This window comes from Ruegeria sp. ABV3_008 (genome assembly GCF_056161185.1).
In genome coordinates, this window is the sequence record NZ_JBSWYP010000003.1 from 1 (window position 1) to 24,151 (window position 24,151).

At 59.7% G+C, this 24,151-nt stretch carries 22 protein-coding genes and 1 pseudogene; 14 read left to right on the forward strand and 9 right to left on the reverse strand.

All coding sequences use genetic code 11. From position 1 onward, the window contains the following. Positions 1 to 233 (reverse strand): annotated as a pseudogene (locus ACXAH8_RS06510) (hypothetical protein); the annotation flags it as partial. A 54-nt stretch (positions 234 to 287) separates the two neighbouring features. Continuing rightward, positions 288 to 1,001: a uroporphyrinogen-III synthase gene (locus tag ACXAH8_RS06515; protein ID WP_475217021.1), complete on the reverse strand. Its 714-nt coding sequence runs from the start codon at positions 999 to 1,001 to the stop codon at positions 288 to 290. 97 nt (positions 1,002 to 1,098) lie between these two features. Between ACXAH8_RS06515 and tsaD the strand changes: the two genes are divergently transcribed. Genes tsaD through ACXAH8_RS06535 form a run of 4 tightly spaced genes read left to right on the forward strand, consistent with a single transcriptional unit; the run spans position 1,099 to position 3,848 of the window. Then, complete coding sequence (tsaD, locus tag ACXAH8_RS06520; RefSeq protein ID WP_475217023.1) at positions 1,099 to 2,196, forward strand: tRNA (adenosine(37)-N6)-threonylcarbamoyltransferase complex transferase subunit TsaD; 1,098 nt, start codon at positions 1,099 to 1,101, stop codon at positions 2,194 to 2,196. Next, positions 2,193 to 3,155, forward strand: coding sequence for an NAD(P)H-dependent glycerol-3-phosphate dehydrogenase (locus ACXAH8_RS06525; RefSeq protein WP_475217025.1), 963 nt, complete (start codon positions 2,193 to 2,195; stop codon positions 3,153 to 3,155). Before tsaD ends, ACXAH8_RS06525 begins: the two co-directional genes overlap by 4 nt. 1 nt (position 3,156) lies before the next feature. Further along, a complete protein-coding gene (locus tag ACXAH8_RS06530; RefSeq protein WP_170680538.1) occupies positions 3,157 to 3,426 on the forward strand; it encodes a YciI family protein in 270 nt (89 codons plus the stop codon). Beyond that, the gene (locus tag ACXAH8_RS06535; protein WP_170470620.1) at positions 3,426 to 3,848 is read left to right on the forward strand and encodes an EVE domain-containing protein; all 423 of its coding nucleotides are present in this window, start codon (positions 3,426 to 3,428) and stop codon (positions 3,846 to 3,848) included. Before ACXAH8_RS06530 ends, ACXAH8_RS06535 begins: the two co-directional genes overlap by 1 nt. Positions 3,849 to 4,067: 219 nt before the next feature. On the opposite strand, the gene ACXAH8_RS06540 is transcribed toward ACXAH8_RS06535, so the two are convergent. Both ACXAH8_RS06540 and ACXAH8_RS06545 read right to left on the reverse strand, forming a co-directional pair. After that, complete coding sequence (locus tag ACXAH8_RS06540) at positions 4,068 to 4,409, reverse strand: DUF2853 family protein (RefSeq protein ID WP_170380170.1); 342 nt, start codon at positions 4,407 to 4,409, stop codon at positions 4,068 to 4,070. Positions 4,410 to 4,524: 115 nt separating this feature from the next. Further along, positions 4,525 to 5,415: a LysR family transcriptional regulator gene (locus ACXAH8_RS06545; protein WP_475217027.1), complete on the reverse strand. Its 891-nt coding sequence runs from the start codon at positions 5,413 to 5,415 to the stop codon at positions 4,525 to 4,527. Between the two features lie 91 nt (positions 5,416 to 5,506). On the opposite strand from ACXAH8_RS06545, the gene ACXAH8_RS06550 reads away from it, so the two are divergent. Further along, positions 5,507 to 6,583, forward strand: coding sequence for an L-dopachrome tautomerase-related protein (locus tag ACXAH8_RS06550; protein WP_475217029.1), 1,077 nt, complete (start codon positions 5,507 to 5,509; stop codon positions 6,581 to 6,583). 35 nt (positions 6,584 to 6,618) lie between these two features. Here ACXAH8_RS06550 and ACXAH8_RS06555 read toward each other — a convergent pair whose 3' ends face one another. The 3 genes from ACXAH8_RS06555 to ACXAH8_RS06565 all read right to left on the reverse strand — a co-directional run bounded on the left by ACXAH8_RS06555 (position 6,619) and on the right by ACXAH8_RS06565 (position 9,187). Beyond that, entirely contained in the window at positions 6,619 to 7,365 is a 747-nt protein-coding gene (locus ACXAH8_RS06555; protein ID WP_475217031.1) for an extensin-like domain-containing protein, read from the reverse strand. Positions 7,366 to 7,378: 13 nt separating this feature from the next. Next, the gene (ahcY, locus tag ACXAH8_RS06560; RefSeq protein ID WP_170492011.1) at positions 7,379 to 8,767 is read right to left on the reverse strand and encodes an adenosylhomocysteinase; all 1,389 of its coding nucleotides are present in this window, start codon (positions 8,765 to 8,767) and stop codon (positions 7,379 to 7,381) included. A 105-nt stretch (positions 8,768 to 8,872) separates the two neighbouring features. Further along, positions 8,873 to 9,187 (reverse strand): hypothetical protein, encoded by a 315-nt coding sequence (locus tag ACXAH8_RS06565; RefSeq protein WP_170380174.1) that lies wholly within the window; start codon positions 9,185 to 9,187, stop codon positions 8,873 to 8,875. 201 nt (positions 9,188 to 9,388) lie between these two features. Here ACXAH8_RS06565 and ACXAH8_RS06570 point away from each other — a divergent pair, with 201 nt between their 5' ends. Both ACXAH8_RS06570 and ACXAH8_RS06575 read left to right on the forward strand, forming a co-directional pair. Continuing rightward, positions 9,389 to 9,985, forward strand: a complete 597-nt coding sequence (locus tag ACXAH8_RS06570) for an HD domain-containing protein (protein ID WP_475217032.1) — start codon at positions 9,389 to 9,391, stop codon at positions 9,983 to 9,985. 778 nt (positions 9,986 to 10,763) lie between these two features. Next, on the forward strand, positions 10,764 to 11,303 hold the full coding sequence (locus ACXAH8_RS06575; protein WP_475217033.1) for a CHAP domain-containing protein: 540 nt from the start codon (positions 10,764 to 10,766) through the stop codon (positions 11,301 to 11,303). A 44-nt stretch (positions 11,304 to 11,347) separates the two neighbouring features. Here the strand turns inward: ACXAH8_RS06575 and ACXAH8_RS06580 are convergent, their stop codons facing one another. Then, positions 11,348 to 11,902 carry an ActR/PrrA/RegA family redox response regulator transcription factor gene (locus ACXAH8_RS06580; protein ID WP_050604676.1) on the reverse strand — a complete coding sequence of 185 codons (555 nt, stop codon included), beginning with the start codon at positions 11,900 to 11,902 and terminating at the stop codon, positions 11,348 to 11,350. 81 nt (positions 11,903 to 11,983) lie between these two features. Continuing rightward, a complete protein-coding gene (locus ACXAH8_RS06585) occupies positions 11,984 to 12,610 on the reverse strand; it encodes an SCO family protein (RefSeq protein WP_170689589.1) in 627 nt (208 codons plus the stop codon). 90 nt (positions 12,611 to 12,700) lie between these two features. Between ACXAH8_RS06585 and regB the strand changes: the two genes are divergently transcribed. The 7 genes from regB to addA all read left to right on the forward strand — a co-directional run bounded on the left by regB (position 12,701) and on the right by addA (position 24,145). Then, on the forward strand, positions 12,701 to 14,098 hold the full coding sequence (regB, locus tag ACXAH8_RS06590) for a sensor histidine kinase RegB (protein ID WP_170470634.1): 1,398 nt from the start codon (positions 12,701 to 12,703) through the stop codon (positions 14,096 to 14,098). Positions 14,099 to 14,164: 66 nt separating this feature from the next. Next, positions 14,165 to 15,673, forward strand: a complete 1,509-nt coding sequence (locus ACXAH8_RS06595; protein WP_475217035.1) for a PAS-domain containing protein — start codon at positions 14,165 to 14,167, stop codon at positions 15,671 to 15,673. A gap of 41 nt (positions 15,674 to 15,714) precedes the next feature. Then, positions 15,715 to 16,188, forward strand: coding sequence for a tRNA (adenosine(37)-N6)-threonylcarbamoyltransferase complex ATPase subunit type 1 TsaE (gene tsaE / locus ACXAH8_RS06600; RefSeq protein WP_475217036.1), 474 nt, complete (start codon positions 15,715 to 15,717; stop codon positions 16,186 to 16,188). Beyond that, entirely contained in the window at positions 16,185 to 17,189 is a 1,005-nt protein-coding gene (locus tag ACXAH8_RS06605) for an aminoglycoside phosphotransferase family protein (RefSeq protein WP_475217038.1), read from the forward strand. Before tsaE ends, ACXAH8_RS06605 begins: the two co-directional genes overlap by 4 nt. Continuing rightward, on the forward strand, positions 17,186 to 17,872 hold the full coding sequence (locus ACXAH8_RS06610; RefSeq protein ID WP_475217039.1) for a nucleotidyltransferase family protein: 687 nt from the start codon (positions 17,186 to 17,188) through the stop codon (positions 17,870 to 17,872). Before ACXAH8_RS06605 ends, ACXAH8_RS06610 begins: the two co-directional genes overlap by 4 nt. After that, positions 17,865 to 20,789 carry a double-strand break repair protein AddB gene (addB, locus tag ACXAH8_RS06615; RefSeq protein WP_475217040.1) on the forward strand — a complete coding sequence of 975 codons (2,925 nt, stop codon included), beginning with the start codon at positions 17,865 to 17,867 and terminating at the stop codon, positions 20,787 to 20,789. Before ACXAH8_RS06610 ends, addB begins: the two co-directional genes overlap by 8 nt. Next, the gene (gene addA, locus ACXAH8_RS06620) at positions 20,786 to 24,145 is read left to right on the forward strand and encodes a double-strand break repair helicase AddA (RefSeq protein ID WP_475217042.1); all 3,360 of its coding nucleotides are present in this window, start codon (positions 20,786 to 20,788) and stop codon (positions 24,143 to 24,145) included. Before addB ends, addA begins: the two co-directional genes overlap by 4 nt. Positions 24,146 to 24,151: the final 6 nt, after the last annotated feature.

Below are 24,151 nucleotides of genomic sequence, written 5' to 3' on the forward strand. Positions count from 1 at the left end.
GCTTCGGCTTCGGCTTCGGCTTCGGCTTCGGCTTCGGCTTCGGCTTCGGCTTCGGCTTCGGCTTCGGCTTCGGCTTCGGCTTCGGCTTCGGAAATCAGGTCCTCATTCGGCGCATCTTCGTCAACAGGCGACCCTTCAGTTTCACCGCTAGGTTCAACGCTTACATCTTCGACCACATCGTCTGTTTTCGGGGTTTCCACCGGTTCCTGATCGGATTTCTTTTTGCCCGCCACCGTCAAATTCCCCTTATCGATTCTAAAATCACCAGAACTACAGACTGTTCCAAGTTAATCTGCACCCGCCTCTCTCTCAACCCGCAACGCGTGTTTCACAAGCTTTTTAACGGCCTTACGCATCTTCTTAGGCGTCGGTTCTTTGGCGATCCTCAGACGTTCATACCCCAAGGATTTAAGGGGTTCCGCCGTTGCCTCGCTGATTGCGGCCAGCCATAGCGGGGCAGTGCCCGCCCAGATGTCGGCAAATTGTCGCGCGGTGCGGGGTGAGAAAATAGGCGAAATCACTGGCCTGTCGCCCTCAGATGCAGCCGTTGCCTCGGGGCTGAGCGGCAGCAGAAGCTGCTGGTACACCGCCTGTTCGCGCGTGGTTACGCCCATCTCGGTAAGACGCTCGGCGATGTTGCCCCGGCTGTGTTCACCGCGCAGATGCAACAGCGGGCTGGTTGGTCTGATTTGCAAAAGACCGGCCACAAGCTCTTCCGCCGTACCACCGACCATACGCGCATCCCAGCCCGCGCCTTCGGCGGTTGCAGTCGTGGTCGGACCCACGCAATAGGCAAGCAAATCCCGGCGCACACCCGCCGAGGCTGCCGCATTCACCGCATTGGAGGACGTGAATATCAGCCCCTGCGTCTCAGCCGTGCAGATCGGAACGGCCAGCGGCCTAATTTCCAGAATGGGGGAATGGATGACCTCAACACGCGATCTGACGCGGGTGGGAAGCTGCGCAACGAACCTCTCCGAGGCGGCGCGAGGGCGGGTCATCAACAAATACAACTATCGGCGCCTTCGGCCTTGGGATTGTTTGCGTCCGCGCAGGGTGGTACCCCGCTTGGCAATCATGATGCAACGGATCAGGCCAATGGTGCAAACACTTACCGTCCTTGGATTGGAAAGCAGCTGTGATGACACAGCCGCCGCCGTCGTGCGCCAAACCGACGGCGAAAGGGCCGAAGTGCTGTCGTCGATTGTCCATGGCCAAATCGAGCTGCACAGCGCTTATGGGGGTGTCGTCCCCGAAATCGCCGCGCGCGCCCATGCCGAGAAACTGGATAGCTGCGTTGTTCAAGCGTTAGAGGATTCGGGGCTAACACTGGCCGATATGGACGCCATCGCCGTCACCGCTGGGCCCGGCCTGATCGGAGGGGTCATGTCCGGCGTCATGTGCGCCAAGGGGATCAGTGCGGCGACCGGCCTGCCCTTGATTGGGGTAAACCATCTGGCCGGTCACGCTCTGACTCCGCGCCTGACGGATGGAGTAGCCTTTCCGTACCTGATGCTGCTGGTCTCGGGCGGGCACTGCCAATACTTGATCGCCCACGGACCCGAGCAGTTCACCCGACTGGGCGGCACTATCGACGATGCCCCCGGCGAGGCTTTTGACAAAACCGCCCGTCTTCTGGGCCTGCCGCAACCCGGTGGGCCCTCGGTCGAGGCTGAGGCGCGCCAAGGCGATCCCAAACGGTTCCGCTTTCCGCGGCCGTTGCTGGACCGGCCCGGATGTGACCTGTCCTTCTCGGGGCTGAAAACCGCGTTGATGCGGATGCGTGATCAGATCGTTGCGGAAAAAACCGGCCTAACCCGTCGGGATCGCGCCGATCTATGTGCCGGGTTTCAGCAGGCTGTCGTGGATACTTTGGCCGAGAAAACACGACGCGCGATGGATCTGTATCTGGCCGAGACCCCCTCGGATCCGGTCATTGCCGTCGCGGGCGGTGTGGCTGCCAATTCGGCCATTCGCGCCGCGTTAGAGTCTGTATGTGCCGAAAAAGGCGCGCGCTTCACGGCCCCACCCCTTGCACTTTGCACCGACAATGCCGCCATGATCGCCTATGCGGGGATGGAACGTTTTCGCACCGGCGCGCGCGACGGTTTGGATTTAACCGCACGCCCCCGCTGGCCTTTGGATCAGACCAGCCCCGCCATGCTGGGTAGCGGTAAAAAGGGCGCAAAGGCATGAGTGTTTCGGTTTTGGGATCAGGAGCGTTCGGTACGGCTCTGGCGATCTCTTTAGCGGGTAACGTGCCGGTCACCCTGTGGTCGCGCAGCGCCGAGCAGGCGAAAGCCATGCAAGATAGTCGGATCAACAAGAGCCGATTGCCCGATGTCGCCTTGCCCGATGCTATCACCGTGACTCCTGATATCGAAGCAGCGGCGGCAAACGATGTCCTTCTGGTGTCTGTGCCGATGCAACAGTTGCGTAGCGCGCTGCAAGAACACGCAGCGGCGCTGGCTGGGAAAACGCTGGTTGCGTGCTGCAAGGGGATTGAACTGTCCTCGGGCCTCGGTCCGATTTCCGTGATCCGCGAAACCATTCCGGATGCACGACCAGCGCTTCTGACTGGCCCCAGCTTTGCGGATGACATCGCGCGTGGCCTGCCGACGGCGCTGACGTTGGCCTGCGCGGATGCTGATCTGCTCGAAACACTGCAATCCGAGCTGACCACCGCCAATCTGCGCCTATACCGCACCACCGATGTGATCGGAGCGGAACTCGGCGGCGCATTGAAAAACGTTATGGCTATCGGATGTGGCGCCGCCATCGGGGCCGGTCTAGGCGACAGCGCCCGTGCTGCCCTTATGACGCGCGGCTTCGCTGAGATGCAGCGCTTTGCCCTCATGCGTGGCGCACAGCCGGAGACGCTGATGGGGCTCTCTGGACTGGGCGATCTGGTGTTGACCTGTTCGTCCGAGCTGTCCCGAAATTACCGTTTTGGCCTGTGTTTGGGTCGAAGTGAACCCTTCGACACCACAACAACCGTCGAAGGCGTCGCCACCGCCCGTGCCATGGCCGATATCGCCAAGGCCGAAGGTCTGGACATGCCCATCAGCGCCACTGTGGCCGACCTGAGCCAAGGCGCCTACAGTGTTGCTCAAGCCATCGAAACCCTGCTCAACCGACCCCTCAAGGAGGAATAGCATGCTCATCGCCCTCATCGCCCGTGACAAACCCGGCGCGCTGCAAACCCGTCTGGACAACCGCGCGGCCCATTTGGCCTATATCGAAGAAACCGGCGTAGTGTCTCAAGCCGGCCCTTTGCTGGACGGAGACGCGATGATCGGCTCGCTGGTTATTCTCGAAGTCGAAGATCTGGCCGCAGCGCAAAGCTGGGCCGACAATGACCCCTATGCCAAGGCAGGCCTATTCCAGTCAGTCGAATTGATCCCGTGGAAAAAGGTGATTGGCTGATGGCGTACTGGCTGTTCAAATCCGAGCCTTCGACCTGGAGCTGGGATCAGCAGGTTGCCAAGGGCGAGGCAGGCGAAGAATGGGACGGCGTGCGCAACTATCAGGCGCGCAATTTCATGCGGCAAATGGCTATCGGTGATCGCGGCTTCTTTTATCATTCGCAAAAGGACAAGGCGATCGTCGGCATCGTTGAGGTCTGTGCCGAAGCCCATCCCGACAGCACCACCGATGATGAACGCTGGGAATGCGTGGACATCAAGGCGGTAAGGCCGTTTGAAGTTCACGTCACGCTGGATCAGATCAAAGCGGATGAACGTCTGGGTGAAATGGTGCTGGTCAAAAACTCTCGCCTGTCGGTGCAGCCGGTCACCGAGGCGGAATGGCAGGTGATTTGCGCGTTGGGCTCGACTGAGGCCGACTAAAACAGAGGGAAGGCCCTGCGCGGTGCAGAACCTTCCCTACCCCACGTGCTCCCTACTCACCACACGCGTATTGGAATCTTTTGGTTCTGACCGTCCTGGCCACATTAGGAGCATAGCCTGTTTTCTCAGGCCGCTTCAAATACCAAATCCGTAAAATATAACTCAAAACAAAAACGCCCGCCGATGGGGAGGCGGGCGTTTGGGTGGAAAACGTTACGTTTAGCCGTAAACGGATTCTTTGCCGAAATGCTTGGTCAGCATGTAGTAGACCACGGCGCGGTACTTGTTGCGCTCGGACATGCCATAGGTTTCCAGAACCGAGTTGATGGCCTCCATCAGCTCAGGCCCGTCGGCCAGACCCAGCTTTTTGATGAGGAAGTTGTTTTTGACGGTCTCCAGCTCTCCGTCCTGGCTGGCTGCCACGGTCGACGCGTCGGCGTCATAGATCGCCGGACCGCACCCGATGGTGACCTTGGTCAGCAGGTCCATATCGGCATCCATGCCGCATTTGTTTTTCAGATCATCGGCGTATTTGGCGATCAGATCGTCGCGTTTTCCCATAAAACAGTCTCCCTATCAGCAGTCCTGGCTGCGGTTACTCAAATCCTAAAAACAGGTGTCGGAAGCCTAGCCATTCCTCCTTTTCCCACAAAGGGAAAAATTCCGCGCTTTCCCCCTAAGCGGAGGAGCGCCTTTGCCGCGCGCCTTGAAAGGCGCGATCTGCTAGGTCCGAAAACACGCGAACCTTGCGCCCCGGCGTGCTGCTGCCCGCGTGAACGAAGGCAATCGGTGCAGAGGGGGATTTCAAAACACCGGGCAAAACCTCGACCAGCGTACCCTGCTGCAGCTCTCGCTGAACGGCCAGACGGGATTTGACCGCCAGCCCCAGCCCCTGCACTGCGGCTTCGGTCAACATGTCCGAGTTGGAAACGGCAATACGTCGCGTGACGGACAGTTGCCCCTCATGGGTGTCGAACCGCGTCTGCCAGGGCAAACACGCCCAACGCATCTTGCGCAGGTCTTCGACGGATTTGGGCATCTCGTATCGTGCAATGAAACCCGGCGCGGCGCAGATGATCCGGTCATTGTTGCAAAGCTTGCGCGCTTTTAGGTTACTGTCGGCCAACTGTCCGACGCGAATGGCGCAATCAACGCCCTCATCGACCAGAGAGACATAGCGGTCGACCGCGAGAAACTCGATCGTCATATCCGGATGGTCCTCTTGGAAACTGTCCATCAACGGCATGATGAACCGGGAAAGGATCCACGGTGACAGGGTTACACGCAGATGGCCGCGCATCGCCCCCTTGCCGCTTCCGGCCTCCAACTCGGCCTCACGCAAATCGGACAGCACAGGCTCGATCCGATCCAGAAAGATCAGGCCTTCATTGGTCAGCTGCACCCGGCGGCTGTTGCGGTGAAAGAGTTTGAGGTTCAGCACCTCTTCTAACTTCCCGATCCGATGGCTGACCGTTGCTGCCGAAATGCCCAGCGCCTTTGCAGCCGATCCGACCCCTCCGGTTTTGGCGACGGAGACAAAGGTCAGAAGATCGTTCACATGGTACATTCGAAAATTCCTAACACTGGTTTCGAAATTGAGCCAGTTATCCGCGAAAATTTCAAATGGTATCTGATCGGGCACATCAGAGGAGGACCCGATGAAATCGCTCTATGCAGCTACATGCGCCTTGGCGCTGGCTTTGCCCGCGGCGGCAGCCGAATTGGAAACGTATCTTGAGTTCGAGAAGGCCATGCCTCCGGGCAATCTGGCGATTGGACCCGATGGGCGCATGTTCATGTCGGTGCATGAATTCTACGGGCCCGAGTTGCGCGTGGTCGAAGTAATGCCCGACGGATCAGCCGAGCCCTACCCGACCGAGGACTGGGCCCGCGCTCCGCAAGACGATGCGGATGGTTTGAACGGCGTTTTGGGCCTCCGGGCGGATCGCGATGGTATCCTGTGGATGCTGGACGGTCAGGGTGAAAACCAGACCGGGCGCATTGTCGGTTGGGACACCAAGACCGAAACGCTGCACGCGATCCACTATATCGGCGCCCCTGTGGCACGGCCAACTTCGTTCCTGAACGACCTTGCCGTGGACCGCGATCATGGGGCGATTTACATCTCGGATACGGGCGACGGTCAGAACTCGGCCATTATCGTGGTTGATCTTGACACGGGCCGCGCGCGGCGCGTTCTGGAGGGTTCGCAATACACGATCCCCGAGGATACCCCGATGGTGATTGACGGGCGCGAGATTACACTGGGTGGCAATCCGGCCAAAATCGGCATCAACCCGATCACCGTCGATCCGACCAATACGTGGGTCTATTTCGCGCCGATGACGGCAAGCGCGATGTACCGTATCCCCACGGCGGCATTGCTGGATGAAAGCCTATCGGATGCCGATCTTGAGGCGCAGGTGGAACGTTATGGCGACAAACCGATCTCGGACGGCTCGACCGTCGATGCCGGCGGCAATGTCTATATCACTGCGATGACGGACAACGCGCTGGGTGTCACCAAACCGGATGGCAGCTACGAGGTGCTGTTCAAGTCGGATGATGAGTTGCCGTGGCCGGACGGTTTCTCGATCGGTGCGGATGGGTATGTCTATGCCACGATTAACGAGTTGCACCGCTCACCCGTTCTGAACAACGGCGAGGATGCCTCCAAGGGGATCTACAAGATCGTCCGGTTTAAATCGCTGGCGGACGCGGTCAGCGGGCGCTGATCTTGGCCCGGCCCTGTTCTGCGGGGTCGGGAAACTTATCTGCAATAGCCCCAGCCGGGGCCTTGCAGGTGAAAATGATCGGCGTGCAGTCGGTTGAAATTGGGGCCCAAAACCAAGCGGAACCAGTCACAGGCCCCCTGCCCGATCCGCTGCAAAAACGCAGCCTCAGGTCCAGGCACGGACCAATCCTGCAACAAGCTGAGCCTCCGCCCATCCGCCAGTTCCACCCCGTTGATATCAATCGAATCCGCCGTTGCATGGCTGCTCCAGCCGCTGTTTTCACCCTGCGCGGTCCGCATCTGGCGGCAATTGTAGCTACCCAGATGCCGCAGGGCGCGCACTTGAGTATCCAACAGGTCCTGCGCGGCGGGTTGAACCACGTGATGCTCCCACATCGCCAAACGCAGGGCCGTTGTACAGCGGGTCTCGACCGCGCTCATCCGGGCACTGACCAAGCGGGACAGCTCACCCCGCCCGGAGATGCCGCAGTTCTGGTCAACAACCAGATCCACCATCTCTGAGAACGCAACACCGGCCTCAGACAGCGTCGCCCGGCATTGCGCCTCATCCGCCAATGCCCGGTTCAACTGATACTTGGTAACGGGTGTGACCGGTGCAGTCAGGGTCAAATCCCGCAGGGGGTTCCAGTGGTCGGGCAGCGGTGACTTGGGATGCGACAGCAACACATACCCGACCGACCCAACAAGAAATAGAAATACGATGATCGAAAAGAAAGACGCCGCCAGATAAAAGATCCGGCGGCGTCCTGAATGTTTGGTCATACCCGATCCGCGATCAGTAGCGGTAGTGCTCGGGCTTGTAGGGGCCTTCCGGCGCAACACCGATATAGGCCGCTTGTTCGTTGTCCATCTTGGTCAGCTTCACGCCGATACGATCCAGATGCAGGCGGGCCACTTTCTCATCCAGATGCTTGGGCAGGATGTAGACCTTGTTTTCGTACTGGTCACCCTTGGTGAACAACTCGATCTGCGCCAGAACCTGGTTGGTGAAGGAGGCCGACATCACGAAGGACGGGTGACCGGTGGCATTGCCGAGGTTCAGCAGACGACCTTCGGACAGCAGAATGATACGGTTGCCCGAGGGCATCTCGATCATATCCACCTGTTCCTTGATGTTGGTCCACTTGTGGTTCTTCAGGCTGGCCACCTGAATTTCGTTGTCGAAGTGGCCGATGTTGCCGACGATGGCCATGTCCTTCATCGCGCGCATATGCTCGATACGGATCACGTCCTTGTTGCCGGTGGTGGTGATGAAGATATCCGCGCTGGCAACTTCGTCTTCCAGTAGGGTGACTTCGAACCCGTCCATCGCGGCCTGAAGGGCGCAGATTGGGTCAACCTCAGTCACTTTCACGCGGGCACCGGCACCGCGCAGCGAGGCAGCCGAGCCTTTGCCTACGTCGCCGTAACCGCAGACCACGGCAACCTTACCGGCCATCATGGTGTCGGTGGCGCGGCGAATGCCATCAACCAAGGATTCCTTACAGCCATATTTGTTGTCAAACTTCGACTTGGTGACAGAGTCGTTCACGTTGATCGCCGGGAACGGCAGATGGCCGTCTTTTACCAGCTGATACAGACGGTTCACACCGGTGGTGGTTTCCTCGGACACGCCCTGAATCTGGTCGCGCATCTTGGTGAACCAACCCGGGCTAGCCGCCATACGCTTGGCGATCTGCTTCTTGATCACCTCTTCCTCTTCCGAACCCGGAACAGGGATAATGTCTTCACCCGCTTCGGCACGGGCGCCCAGCAGGATATACAGCGTCGCGTCGCCGCCATCGTCCAGGATCATGTTAGGGCCATCTTCGAACAGGAAGGATTTGTCCAAGTAGTCCCAATGCTCTTCCAGCGTCTGGCCTTTGATGGCAAAGACAGGGATACCCGCCTCGGCAATCGCAGCGGCTGCGTGGTCCTGGGTCGAGAAGATGTTGCACGACGCCCAGCGCACATCCGCGCCCAGGGCAACCAGCGTTTCGATCAGAACGGCGGTCTGGATGGTCATGTGCAACGACCCAACGATCCGCGCACCGCTCAGAGGCTTGCTTTCACCATATTCCGAACGCAGGGCCATCAGGCCCGGCATTTCAGTTTCGGCGATATCCAGTTCCTTGCGGCCAAACCCGGCCAGCGAAATGTCTTTGACGATATAGTCCCCGGCCATCAGGCGCTCCATTTTTGCGGTCAATCACAGTTCCGGCTGCCCCTAACATCCCTTGGGGCAGGTGGCAATGTGGATGACCGAAAACGGGATTTTGCGCCGCAAAAATCAGCTGGGCGTGCCGTCAACCTTGACCTTCGGAATCGCTTCGAAAAAATCGGTGCCAACAGCGACAATACAACTTAAGCCGTTCGCATGGGTCACCAAAACGGTGTAGCTACCCGTTTCTCGTGAGGTCCAGACCTCCATGACCGACTGCGCGCCGCGTGTTTTCTGCAAACCCCCAAAAACCAGCTCTTCCGAGTAGCTTTTCTGCAGCTTATCAACAACATGCTCGCGCTCTGCACAATTCTGGGCAAAGGCGGGCGGGGCCGTGGCGGCCATGCCAAAGGTCAGGGCGACTGCAAATATACGTTTGAACATAGCAAACTCCTTTCGTTTCACTTTGTGAGAGGAGCGCACCGGGAGAAGCCAGTGCCCCCCTCGGTTTAAATGTCGGGATCAGTTGGTGTGGTTTCAAAGCACGAATGCTCAAGAAAACGTTGGCAGCTGGTGATCCTGACAGGTACATCATAGCAGAAACAATTTGGTTTTATTGTGTCCCACTTCACAAGGCATGGCAGAATGGCAACACAACCCCGCGCATGGCAGAGGATGCTGTCGGGCCGCAGGCTAGACCTGCTGGATCCGACCCCTGTCGATATCGAGATCGAGGATATCGCCCATGGCCTGGCCTTTGTGGCGCGTTGGAACGGGCAAACGGCCGGCGATTTCGCCTATTCTGTGGCCGAGCATTCACTTTTGGTCGAAGACCTTTTTGGCCGTATTGCACCCAAAGCGCCCGTGAAATGGCGGCTGGCAGCTTTGCTGCACGACGCGCCGGAATACGTGATCGGAGACATGATTTCCCCCGTCAAATCCGCAGTAGGCCCGGGCTATGGCGCGCTAGATGACCGTCTGGCGGCAGCGATCCATATTCGCTTTGGACTTCCTGCCGAGGTGCCGAAATCGGTAAAACGGCAGATCAAGAAAGCCGACAAGATCAGCGCCTGGATGGAAGCCACTCAGATCGCAGGTTTTTCCGAGGCTGAGGCGACGAAGTTCTTTGGCCGCCCGGATCGAACGGTGATGGAGGGGTTGGAGATCAGGCTAAGGCCGCCCGTGGACGTGCGAAAGGCCTATACTGAGCGGCATTGCGAATTACTCAATTTGTTTTGCTGATTGAAGGCTAAGTAGAAAGTTGGAGAATGCTGGCTTTAGTTCGACGCCTCTTAGTCTACTGGTCCTTCATAGCGTTGAATTTCTGTTGCTTTATCATTTCAGCTGTTCTGTTTGATGGCTGCACCAAGTGCTATGTGGACTCAAACGCAGAGCGATGGTCGATGGCAGTTACAGCGATCACCATTTGGGTGTGGCCGTATCTGTTCTTGACTATTTGGATCGGAGCCAAAGCTTACTCTGCGCGATGCAAGAACAGACCCCTGCTACCGCTCTTTGCTGCCTTTTTCTTTGGCTTCGTGGTTTACTCGAGCAATTGGCTAGTCTGGGCCGGAATCGCTTTGCGCTGCGGCAAGGACTGCTTTCCGCCGCATAGGCTGGCATATGTATTTGAAACGGCAGGCAATTGGGGGTTCTTCATAGGTCTGGCGGGGTTGGTTGTCTGCTACTTAAATGAACAGGCAATGGAGTAACCCGTATGTCGCAATCAAGAAAGCTCGCAGACTGACAGCAAGTCCAAGTTGCAAACACTAGCGCGAGTTGCGCTTCGCCAAAACCAGCCGCAGTGTCCGGCGGTGCACGTTCAAGCAACGTCCAGTGATCAAAACTTCGGTTGCAGATTCGCCTAAAATCTCACCATTTTGTCTTAACGTTATAGCAGAGAACCGGCGAAATCTTGCCGCACGCTGACAAGCCTCTTTTCACAACACATCAGGTCACCCTAAAACTTGCGTGTCTTCAAAATGGGCAGTGAAGATTCTTGAATACGGGCAAACGCAAAATGGACACCAGTTGGCCGCGCCTATCCGGCGGCGCGCGAACCGCAGTTGCGGTGGGACTTTTGAGTCTGGTTTCCGCTTGCGCCCACGGCCCGACCGACGCGCAACTTGATCCGGAACGTCAGTCAATGGCCCTGCAAGAGGTCTCGCAAAAGCAGGCTCGGGGACAAAGGGTATGGTGCGTGCCCTACGCACGTAGCCTCAGCGGTATCCAAATTCGCGGCAATGCCAAGGACTGGTGGGGCAAAGCGCGCAGTGCGTTTGAGCGAGGCAACGAACCGGCTGTCGGTTCGGTCATGTCGTTTCGGGCAACGCGCGGGATGCCTTTGGGCCATGTGGCGGTCGTGTCCGATGTTGTTAGCGACCGGGTCGTCATCGTGAACCACGCCAATTGGCACCGCAACAAAGTGTCATTGAAAATGGGCGTGAAAGATGTCTCCAAGAACAATGACTGGACACTGGTCCGGGTCGAGAGCGTTCCGGGGCAATACGGCAGTTTGTACCCGGTGAACGGGTTCATCTATCCGAAGTCTGGCGAGTAGCCCGAAAGACTACCCTCTCAACAGACTAGTGAAGGCTCTGATTTTTACCGCGGGCTTCGCTTCGCCAAAATTCGCTGCAACGTCCGACGGTGCATGTTCAGCCGCCGTGCGGTTTCCGAGACGTTGCGATCACACAGCTCATAGACCCGCTGGATATGTTCCCAGCGCACGCGGTCCGCGCTCATCGGGTTTTCAGGTGGCGGCGGCAGTTCGTCGCCCTTGGCCAGCAGCGCGTTAGTGATGTCTGTGGCATCAGCAGGTTTGGACAGGTAGTCGGTCGCGCCGATTTTGACGGCGGCGACGGCTGTGGCGATGGCCCCGTAGCCGGTCAGCACCACGACCCGGCTGTCAGGGCGCTTTTCGCGCAGCACTTCGACGACGTCCAGACCGTTGCCATCCTCTAGCCGCAAATCCACAACTGCATAAGCCGGTGGACGCGCGGTGGAAATGGCGCGGCCAGCAGCGACAGAACCTGCAGTTTCAACTTCGAAACCGCGTTTTTCCATGGCTTTGGCGAGGCGTCTCAGGAACGGCTCGTCATCATCCACCAGAAGCAGAGATTTATCGGGGCCGATATCAAGCTGGGAACTGTCTGCCATCGTTGAGTCTTTCCGCTATTTCATGCCTTTGGCTTTACCTAGAAGTAATAGCAGCGCGGGGCCAAAGGTCAAACCGGCTTGTCAGGAGCCGGCTTGGTCCAAAAAGCAGCCGACCTTGTCAGCCATTTGCTGCGCTGTGTCTTCACGTTTGAAGAACTCGAGAAACCCATCTTCGGGTGTGACCAGATAGGTGAAGGTGGAATGATCGACCAGATAGTATTCGTCGCTTTTGTCATGGGCCTTGTAGTAGGTTTTATAGGCCTGGCTGGCGGCCTTGACTTGCTCGGGTGAGCCGGTCAGGGCGATCAGGCGTTCATGCAGGTTGAAGGCGTAGTCTCCGACCACTTCGGGCGTGTCGCGATCGGGGTCAATGGAGATGAACAGCGGTGTCACGGATTGTCCACGCTCGGCCAGAATGTCCACGGCCTCGGCATTGCGGGACATGTCAAACGGGCAGACATCAGGGCAGAACGTATAGCCGAAATAGACGAGCGTCGGCTCGGTGATCACATCCTTGTCAGTGACCGTCTCGCCTTTACCATTGACCAGTTCGAACGGACCGCCAATCGCCGCCGTTCCGCCCGCGATCTGGCTGGACCGGCATTGGGCGTATTTGTCATCTGACCCGGACCCCATTGTCAAAAGCCACATGGCGCCAAGGCCGATAGCAAGAACGACAGCTGCGAGAATAGCAAACAGGCGGGTCATGATCGTTTTCCGTGTGCAAGGGGTTGTTGATCGTATCAGCCGGGACACCTATCAAGATGATCAGCCGATGCAACAGGACATAAGTGACCAATGGCAGAATCCAACCAGAGTTTATGGGGCGGTCAGGAACGAAGCAGCTGGATCAGGCTGCGCACCCTTATCCTACTGCGCTGGGTGGCCATCTTTGGCCAGATCACGGCTATTACGGTGGCTCAGCACAGCTATCATGTGCAGCTTGAGGTCACCCTGTGTTATCTGGCGATCGGCGTTTCGGTGATCGGCAACCTGACTGCCAGCTTCCTGTTCCCGCAAAACAAACGACTGACCGAGTTTCAGAACTTCCTGATGGTGCTGTTCGACCTGTTTCAACTGGCGATCCTGCTGTATCTGACCGGTGGTTTGAACAATCCATTTGCCCTGCTGCTGCTGGGTCCGGTCACGATCTCGGCCAACGTCATGAGTACCCGTTCAACGTTGATCGTGGGGGCCGTGGCAATTGCGCTGGCCACGCTTTTGGCTGAGTTTCACCTGCCCCTGCGGACCGAGATTGGCCTGGTCCTGCAAATCCCCGACATTCTTCTGTTCGGCAACTGGGCCGCGATCATCATCGCCATTGTCTTTATCGGGGCCTACTCGCACCGGGTCAGCTCCGAGGCGCGCTCGATGTCCGAGGCGCTGGCGGCCACGCATATGGCGCTGGCGCGCGAACAGAAGCTGACCGATCTGGGAGGAGTTGTCGCCGCCGCCGCGCATGAGCTGGGGACCCCTCTGGCGACGATCAAGCTCGCCAGCTCCGAGTTGATTGAAGAACTCGACGACCGCCCAGAACTGAAGGAAGACGCCGCCCTGATTCGTGAGCAAGCGGACAGATGCCGGGACATCCTGCGCGACATGGGGCGTGCCGGCAAAGACGATCTGCATCTGCGTCAAGCGCCCTTGTCCACGGTGGTCCATGAAGCGGCTGAGCCGCATATAGACCGGGGCAAAACCGTACATTTTGCCGAAGGCCCGGTGCTGGATGGCGATGTGCAGCAACCCTCAATCCTGCGCAAACCCGAGATCATTCACGGGCTGCGCAACCTGATCCAGAATGCGGTGGATTTCTCCCGCGCGAACGTCTGGGTCGAGGCGGAGTGGACCTCGGACAAGATCACCGTCTGTATCATGGATGACGGGCGTGGTTATCCCTCGCATCTGATCGGGCGGATTGGTGATCCCTTGATGCGGCGTAGACGGGCCGAGACCGACCAGCGCGCGCGCCCTGAGTACGAAGGTATGGGGCTTGGCCTGTTCATCGCCAAAACCCTATTGGAGCGCAGCGGGGCGGATCTGGAATTTGCCAACGGCTCGGACCCGTATCAGCACCTCTCGGACAAGCCTGACCGCCGGGGTGCTATCGTCAAGGTCGAATGGCCGCGCAAACGCATCGACGCGCAACAGGGCGATACCCCGGTACCATCCGGGCGCAACCAGCCTATCCAGGTCTGAGTTAAGACACCGTTAACCATTTTTGCCATAGTTTGCGTCGGGGTTCCGTAGTCGTAAGGGAAGAAGATGGCAGACTGGGTCATTCTGGCCGCGATCAGCTTGGTCTCGTGCTGTTTTGCGGTCATGTGGCTGCTGCCGCGTCGTGCCCGGCGGGACAACAGCTATGGCATGTTCACCGCAAGCTCCCTGTTCGACGCCGTTTTTCTGTTCGATGGCAACCGCCTGATCAGCCACTCTGATATAGCGCTTGCAGGTTTCGAACATGTCGCGGACTGGAACGATTTGCGACGCTTGCTGCAGCGCGACTTTCCGACCTTCCCGGAAACGCCCGAAATCGTGCGCGATCAGGGCAATCTGGTTGTCTCAGCCATCGACTGCACGGTTGAGCGTGAGGTTCTGTGCGAATGGATCGACGGGATCGTTCGGATTCAACTGCACGAACCGGCAAGAGAAAAGAAAACCAAGCTTCGGGATCCGAATGATCCGATCCGACTGGCGATGGATCAGGCACCCTATCCGGTCTGGCTGCTGGATCAGAACGCAAGCGTGCGCTGGTGCAACGCGGCCTATGTCGCCCTTGTTCGCAAGGCGCGCGGGCTGGATGTTGACTTGACCCTATCGCTGTTCCCGGACATCGGGGCCGAGCCGCTACGCGGCGGGAAATCCCGCGTCTCGATCGACGTGGCCGGAAGCGACAGCAAATTGTGGTTCGACCTTACTCAGGTGGATCACACGGAAGGCCGCCTGTTCTATGCGGTTGATATCAATGCGATTGTGCAAGCCGAAACCGCCCAGCGCAAATTCGTGCAGACGATGACCAAGACCTTTGCGCAGCTGTCGATCGGCTTGGCTATTTTCGACCGCAACCGTCAACTGGCCCTGTTCAACCCCGCGCTAATCGACCTGACCACTCTGCCGCCGGACTTCCTCAGCTGCCGTCCCAATATCTCCAGCTTTTTTGACCGGCTGCGGGATCAGCACATGATGCCCGAACCCAAGAACTACCGGTCGTGGCGCAATCAGATGAACGATCTGCTCGAGGCGGCTGAAGACGGGAATTATCAGGAGACATGGTCCCTGCCCTCGGGCTCGGTCTATTCGGTCAGTGGCCGCCCGCATCCCGATGGCGCCGTGGCGTTTCTGTTCGAAGACATCACCGCCGAGATCACCCTGACCCGGCGCTTCCGGTCCGAGATGGACCTGATGCAATCCATCCTCGACAAGCTGGCCGACGCAATCGCGGTCTTTTCCGAAGACGGCACATTGGCCTTGACCAACTATGCCTACCAGCGGCTCTGGGGAACGCAGGACGAGGCCGGATTTCACAGTGAAACGGTGACCGAGGTCACACGCATCTGGCAGGATCATTGCGTCGTCACTCCGTTCCTGGGTGAGATCCGCGATTTCGTGGATATGCGCGATGACCGCACCGAATGGAGCGCCGAGATCCGGATGCGCGACGGCACCGCGCTGGACTGTACCGTCATGCCCATGCAGAACGGTGCCACGATCGTGCGCTTTGCGACGGCAAGCAATTCTCTGACCGCCGAACCCATGGCCCAGATCAGCGCCTGAACCGGGTTGCAGCCGCTGGGGCGCAGGTCCATTGTGGCGCCATGACTTCGGCACCTGCTACCCTCACCCTGCAAAGCCCTCAGGACACCGCAGATTTTGCGGCGCGTCTTGGCGCGACCCTGAGACCTGCGGATGTGTTGCTGTTGCAAGGTGAGATCGGCAGCGGCAAGACCCACTTTGCCCGTAGTCTCATCCAATCACTGATGAACCCGCCCGAGGATGTGCCCTCGCCCACCTTCACACTGGTGCAGGCCTATGACACGCAGATCGGCGAGATTTGGCATTGTGACCTCTACCGGCTGACCTCGGTAGATGAGGTTGACGAGCTGGGCCTGACCGAAGCCTTCGACACTGCGCTATGTCTTGTGGAATGGCCCGACAAACTTGGGCCGCTGGCCCCCGACACTGCATTGACGCTTGCCTTCCAAACCGACCCGGTTGAAACCGAGACGCGCCACCTGACCCTGTCTTGGTCTGATCCGAAATGGCTTGGAAAACTGGAGAATGCTCTATGACTGATCGTACTGTGCTGGCCGAGGCCCTGATTGCACAGACGCCATGGGCCAATGCTACGCGCGCGCCTCTGGCCGGGGATGCCTCGAACCGCAGGTATGAACGTCTGACAGATCCGGCGACGGGTCGCACAGCGGTTCTGATGGACGCCCCGCCGGATCGCGGAGAGGATGTCGAACCCTTCGTCCGGATCGCGAACCATCTGCGCGCGGTGGGCCTGAGCGCGCCCGAGATTTACGCCGAGGATAATCAGAACGGGTTTCTGGTGCTGGAGGATCTGGGCGATGATCTGTTTTCACGCGTTCTGACCAAGGACCCGAGCCAGGAACGCCTCCTATATGAGGCAGCGACGGATGTTCTTCTGCACTTGCATGAGGCCCCGATCCTGTCCCTGCCCTCATACGACCCCACTTTGATGACCGAGCTGGCCGCTCTGGCCTTCACCAAATACGCACACGCCATTCTGGGCGACCTCGATGAAGACGCGCAGGAGAGGTTCGAGCTACGCTTTGCTGATATCCTGCTGCAGGAGACCTCGGGCACCAAAGTCGTCGTGCAGCGGGACTACCACGCCGAAAACCTGATCTGGCTGCCGGAACGTGAAGGCGTGCAGCGCGTCGGGCTCCTGGACTTCCAACTGGCGATGCTGGGGCACCCGGCTTACGATCTGGTCTCGCTCTTGCAGGATGTGCGCCGGACCGTTCCGACCGGGATCGAAATGCAGATGGTCAATCGCTATATCGCGGCCTCTGGTATGGATGACCATGACTTCCGCACCGCCTACAGCGTTCTCGGCGCGCAACGAAACCTGCGTATTCTGGGTGTTTTTGCCCGGCTGGCCACGGATTATGGCAAGCCACATTACGTCGATCTGATCCCCGCCACATGGGCGCATCTGATGCGCGATCTGGAGCATCCCGCGCTGATCCCGGTTGCCAACATCCTGCGCGACGCCCTGCCTGAACCAACCGCAGAAAACCTCGCAAGGCTGAAAGCGTCATGAGCCAATCCCCCGATGCCGTGATGCTGTTTGCCGCCGGGTTCGGCACCCGAATGGGTGCGCTGACCAAGGACCGGCCTAAACCTCTGATCGAGGTCGCCGGGCGCCCGCTGATCGACCATGCGCTTGCGCTGGTGGATGCCGTTCATCCGTCCCGTGTGGTTGCAAACCTCCACTATCACGCCGATCAGTTGCAGGCGCATCTAGCGCCCAAAGGTATCTTGCTTTCGCATGAGACACCCGAGATTCTGGAAACCGGCGGCGGTTTGCGGGCGGCTTTGCCTATGCTTGGCACAGGTCCGGTTTTCACTTTGAACACCGATGTGATCTGGACTGGTCCCAACCCACTGAGCCTGCTGCAAGAGGCATGGGACCCGGACCGGATGGATGCGCTTTTGATGTGCGTCCCGATTGGTCAAACCATCGGGCATGCGGGCGAAGGGGATTTTACCGCTGATGCCGACGGCCGGATCACGCGCGGGCCTGGTCTGGTGTATGGCGGCGTGCAGATTCTGAAAACCGACGGGCTGCAGCACATCGCGGAGCAGGCCTTCTCCTTGAACCTGTTGTGGAACCAGATGCATGACCGCAAACGCCTATTTGCACTGGGATATCCCGGCCGTTGGTGTGATGTCGGACGCCCCGAAGGGATCGCTCTGGCTGAGGGGATGCTGGCGGATGTTTGACCCCAGAACTCATCCAAGGGTGTTCGCCGTTCCTCCCGGCACGGATTTTCCCAAAGCGCTTGTTGACGGGCTACGACTGCGTTCCTCTGGCCCTCCGCACGCGCTCGCCCGTGTGCAATTGGTGGTCAACACACGCCGCATGGCCCGGCGGGTGCGCGACCTATTCGATCAGGGGCCGCCATGCCTGTTGCCTCGGCTTTCTCTGGTCACCGATCTGGGCGAAAGCGTCAATCTGGCGCAGATTCCACCCGCCATACCCCCGCTGAGACGACGGTTGGAGCTGACCCAGCTGATCTCAAAACTGCTCGACCAGCAGCCTGATCTGGCCGCACGGGCCTCGCTGTTCGACCTGTCCGACAGTCTCGCCGCCTTGATTGATGAGATGCAGGGCGAGGGTGTGTCCCCCGACGCGATCCGCCAACTGGATGTCAGCGATGTGTCCGGCCATTGGGCCCGCGCGCAGGCGTTTATCGGCATCGCGGATCACTTTGTCGATGCCAGCGATCAGGCGATGGATGCCCAGGCGCGGCAACGTCGTGTGGTCGAAAACCTGATCGACCGCTGGCAGGAGGCTCCGCCGCAACATCCCGTCATTTTGGCCGGCTCGACGGGATCACGCGGCACCACGCTGATGCTGATGCAAGCCGTCGCGCGCCTGCCACAAGGGGCCTTGATCCTGCCGGGCTATGATTTCGACCAGCCGCGCGCCGTTTGGGACCGTCTGGATGAAGCGTTGACCTCTGAGGATCACCCGCAGTACCGGTTCCGCAAACTAATGCGAGAGCTTGGGTTGGAGCATGACCAGGTCCTGCCCTGGACGGATGAACAACCGCCCTCATCCGCACGTAACCGGTTGGTTTCTCTGGCTTTGCGCCCTGCCCCCATCACCGACGCGTGGATGTCCGAAGGCCCACAGCTGACCGAGTTGGACCAGGCCACACGCGGCCTGACACTGGTCGAGGCGGACTCACCCCGGCCCGAAGCCCTTGCCATCGCGCTTCGCCTACGGCAGGCGGCTGAGACGGGCCAGACCGCCGCTTTGATTACACCCGATCGGATGCTGACCCGGCAGGTCAGCGCGGCATTGGATCGCTGGAACATCCTGCCCGATGATAGTGCCGGTCTGCCGCTGCAACTGTCTCCGCCCGGCCGGTTTCTGCGCCATGTCGCGGGCCTGTTTGCACGCCGTCTGGAGGGTGAGGCGCTGCTGACGCTTCTGAAACATCCCCTTTGCCATGACGGGGGTGAACGCGGGGCTCATCTGCTTCATACCCGCGATTTGGAACTGGACCTGCGCCGCCATGGCCCCCCATTCCCGGACCAAACCAGCCTGACCGCATCCGCGATCCGCACCGAAGCGCCCGAGGGATGGGTGAACTGGGTCAGCGCGCATTTCTGCGATCAGCAAGTCACCGGGGAACGTCCCCTGACCGAATGGGTCGACCGATTGCTGTCTCTGGCTGAGGCGATCTCGGCCGGACATGCGGGCGATCAAGGCACCTTGTGGGACAAGAACGCAGGTCTGAAGGCCCTGTCGGTGTTGACCAATCTTCGGGATGAGGCGCATCACGGCGGCCCTATGACCGCACATGACTTCGCGGATCTGCTAGGCGCGCTTTTGGCCGGGGAAGAAGTCCGCGACCGCGACGCCCCGCACCCGCATATCATGATCTGGGGCACGCTAGAGGCGCGCGTGCAAGGTGCGGATCTGTTGATCCTCGGTGGTTTGAACGAGGGCAGCTGGCCCGAAGCCCCAGCGCCGGACCCATGGCTGAACCGCCAGATGCGCGACAAGGCGGGTTTGCTGCTGCCCGAACGGCGGATTGGGCTTTCGGCGCATGACTTCCAACAGGCCATCGGCGCGCCCGAGGTCTGGCTGACCCGCGCCACCCGCTCAGACGACGCGGAAACCGTGCCCTCGCGCTGGCTGAACCGTCTGACGAACCTGTTGCAGGGCCTGCCCGACCAAGGCGGCCAGACAGCGCTATCAGATATGCGCGCGCGGGGGCGGACCTATCTGAACTGGGCCAAAACACTGGAGCAAGCGCCTCGGATTGAGGCAGCGCATCGCCCCTCGCCCAAACCTCCGGTTACCGCGCGACCGCGACGCCTTTCAGTCACCGAGATCAAACGTCTGATCCGCGACCCCTATGCGATTTACGCAAAACATGTGCTGCGCCTGAAACCGCTCGATCCGCTGGTGCAGGCCCCCGATGCCTTGCTGCGCGGGATCGTGATTCATGAAATTCTGGAGCATTTCGTCAAGGACAGCGTGCTGGATACCGCTTTGCTGACCCGCGAGAACTTCCTGAAACGCGCGCATGATCTGCTTGAAGCGCACGTCGCATGGCCGACCGCCCGCAAACTGTGGTTGGCACGGTTGGAACGGATCGCCGACGACTTTCTGAGTGCCGAGATCAATCGCCGGGGCGACGGTGGCCCGGTGGCGTTTGAGGCCGCGATGAAGCTGGTGTTGGAGCCTCTGGATTTCACCATCGTCGGACGTGCCGACCGGATCGATTGCAACAGCCGAGGCGCGTTGCGGATTGTGGACTACAAAACCGGCGCGCCTCCGACCGAAAGCCAGCAGGCCAAGTTTGACAAACAGCTGCTGATCGAAGCCGCCATGGCCGAGCAGGGCGCCATCGAAGGGATCGACCCCACCGACGTGGCCGAGGCGATCTTCATCGGTATGGGCGGCAGTTACAAAGAGGTCGCCGCTCCGCTGGCCAAAGAACCCACCGACAAGGTGTTGGCTGAGTTAAAGGAGCTGATTTCCGCATATTTAGAGCCTGATCAGGGCTTCTCATCCCGCCGCATGTTGCACAAGGACACTGATATCGGTGACTATGATCATCTGGCCCGGTTCGGCGAATGGGACCGCACCGCCGAAACCCTCCCTGAGGACCTGACATGACCGCCCGCAACGACGCCACCGAGCGGCAAGTGCAGGCCGCGCGCCCCGATGCCTCGACCTGGTTGGCGGCGAATGCCGGGTCGGGCAAGACCCGCGTGCTGACCGACCGCGTGGCGCGGCTGCTGCTGAGCGGGGTGCAGCCGCAGCACATTCTCTGCCTGACCTATACCAAGGCTGCCGCCAGCGAGATGCAGAACCGGCTGTTCAAACGGCTGGGGGAATGGGCGATGTTGGGGGACGCGCCGTTGTTGGCGCAACTGACAGATCTGGGCGTCGAAGGCGCAATCGACTCGGACCGTCTCGCGCAGGCCCGCACACTTTTTGCCCGCGCGATTGAGACCCCGGGCGGGCTGAAAATCCAGACCATCCACTCTTTCTGCGCCTCACTGCTGCGTCGCTTCCCGCTTGAGGCCGGTGTCAGCCCTCAATTTGCCGAGATGGAGGACCGCGCCGCCGCATTGCTGCGCGAAGAGATCATCGAGGATTTCGCCGAGGGCCCTCAGGGCGGTTTGATCGAGGATATCGCACGGTTCGTCACCGATACCGGGTTTGACAGGCTGACCGCGGCGGTGACGCAAAAGCGGAACCTGTTCGCGCAGCCCTTGCAGCGTGCGGATCTACTTCAGCGGTTTGGCCTACCGGAGGGCTTTGACGACGACACCCTTGCGGGGCAGGTGTTTCTGGGTGGTGAGGTTGATCTGATTCAATCCATGTTGCCTGCACTGATCGAAAGCGGCGGCAACAATGCCAAGGCCGCCGCAAAACTCGCAGCATTCACCGAGGCAAAACTGACCCATCTGCCAACGCTGGAAGGCGTCTTGCTTACGGGCAAGGGCGCGAAGGAGCCGTTCACCGCCAAGATCAACGGTTTCCCAACCAAAGCCCTGCGCGAAGGCGCTCTGGCGGACCGCATGCCACAGCTGGAATCGCTGATGTTGCGGGTTGAGGCTGCGCGAGAGCAACGGCTGGCTCTGGTCGCTGCGCAAAAAACCACCGTTTTGCATCGCTTCGCTGCAGCTTTCCTGCCGGAATATGAACGTCGCAAACAGCTACACGGGTGGCTGGACTTTGACGATCTGATCCTTCGCGCGCGACAGGTGCTGAACGACCCGGCGGTGGCCGAATGGGTGCTGTACCGGCTGGACGGCGGCATCGACCACATTCTGGTGGACGAGGCGCAGGACACCAGTCCGGATCAATGGGATGTGGTCGAGAAGCTGGCGCAAGAATTCACCAGCGGGGAAGGGGCCCGATCCGAGGTTGAACGCACAATCTTTGTGGTCGGCGACAAGAAACAGTCGATCTATTCCTTTCAGGGTGCCGACCCGCAGGCCTTCGACCGGATGCAGGCCGAGTTTGGGAGAAAGCTGGAAGAATCAGGCTCTAAACTGTGGGATTCGACGCTTGAATACTCATTCCGATCCTCCAGCGCGATCCTGTCATTGGTTGATCTGCTGTTCGAAAACCAGGCCGAGGCCGGGTTTCACAAGGAAAGCCAGCACCGTGCGTTCAAGGCAGACCTGCCGGGACGCGTGGACCTCTGGCCCGTGGTGGAAAAGGTCGAGGATGACGAGGATGGCGATTGGACCGATCCAGTAGATCGGCCCGGTTCGCGCCATCACACCGTCATTCTGGCCGAGCAGGTGGCACACTCGATCAAGCACATGATCGACACCGGGGCTACGATCCCAGAAGACGGTGAAGCGCCCGGCACATTCGTGTGCCGCAAAGTTCAGCCGGGGGATTTCCTGATCCTGGTCCAGCGCCGCTCGGACCTGTTTGCCGAGATCATCCGCGCCTGCAAAGCCCTGCATCTGCCCATCGCCGGGGCCGACCGTTTGAAAGTCGGCGCCGAGCTGGCAGTCAAGGATTTGGCGGCGTTGCTGAGCTTTCTGGCCACGCCCGAAGACAGCCTGTCGCTGGCCACCGTCCTGAAATCCCCTCTGTTTGGCTGGGCCGAGCAAGCGCTTTTCGATCTGGCCCATCGCCGGCAAGAGAAATTTCTGTGGGCCGCGCTGCGCAGTCGCTCGGACGAGTTTCCCGAAACGCTTGCAATCCTCAACGATCTGCGCGGACAGATCGACTTTCTGCGGCCCTATGACCTGATCGAGCGCATCCTGACCCGCCATGATGGACGGCGAAAGCTGCTGGGTCGGCTGGGGGCCGAGGCCGAGGATGGGATCAACGCCCTACTCTCGCAGGCATTGGCCTATGAGCGAACCGATATTCCCAGCCTGACCGGTTTTCTGGTCTGGATGCAGACCGACGATCTGGAGATCAAACGCCAGATGAGCGGCGTGGGAAACAGGATCCGGGTGATGACCGTGCATGGCTCAAAAGGGTTGGAAGCGCCGATCGTGATCCTGCCGGATACCGGCAAACGGCAAGCCCCGCGCGATGCCGAGATCATGGTGGCGGATGGGACACCCCTGTGGAAAGTTCCCGCTGATGTCTCGCCCAAGCTGATCTCAACCGCCCGTGAGGAGGCCCGAAACCGTGAGGAAAATGAGCGCCTTCGATTGCTCTATGTGGCTCTAACACGGGCCGAAAAGTGGCTGATCGTGGCGGCGGCAGGGGATGTCGGGAAGGATGGAACCAGCTGGTATCAGATGGTCGAGGCCGCAATGGTGCGCGCGGGCGCGACACAGGTAGAGGGATCGCAGACACGGCGACTGGCCCATGGCGATTGGGAGGGGTTGCCGCTGGTTGAACGCAGCGAACACGTCGAGCCAAGTCAGGACCTGCCCGCGTACTTCCAGCATCCCGCCGAGGATCCGCCCTCAGAACCAGAAACCCTCAGCCCCTCGGACCTTGGCGGGGCAAAGGCGCTGCCCGGTGATGCGGGGCAGGATGAAGAGGCCGCAAAGCTGCGTGGCACACGTCTGCACCTGCTGCTGGAACATCTCCCCGGCGCACCTCGGGATGACTGGTCTATGCTGTGCGCTCGGCTTCTACCCGATATGCAAGATCAGGCGAGGGCCGAGTTGTTGTCTGAGGTCACCAAGGTCCTGACAGCGGATCATCTGCAACCAGTCTTCGCGCCGGATGCGCTGGCCGAGGTCTCCGTTTCAGCCGAACTGAACGGGCGGCGGATGCATGGCATCATCGACCGGCTGATCATAACGGATACCGAGGTGCATGTGGTTGATTTTAAAACAAATGCCACGGTGCCCGACGAGACTGAAGCCTGCCCCGAAGGTCTGTTGCGACAGATGGGGGCCTACGCGCAGGCGTTAAGCCAGATTTACCCGGACAAAACCATCCGTACCACCATCCTGTGGACGCGGACGGCCGCGTTGATGTGGCTGCCACACGATCTTGTGACGCAATCGCTGACCCGCGCCCAGATATCTTGACCTTAC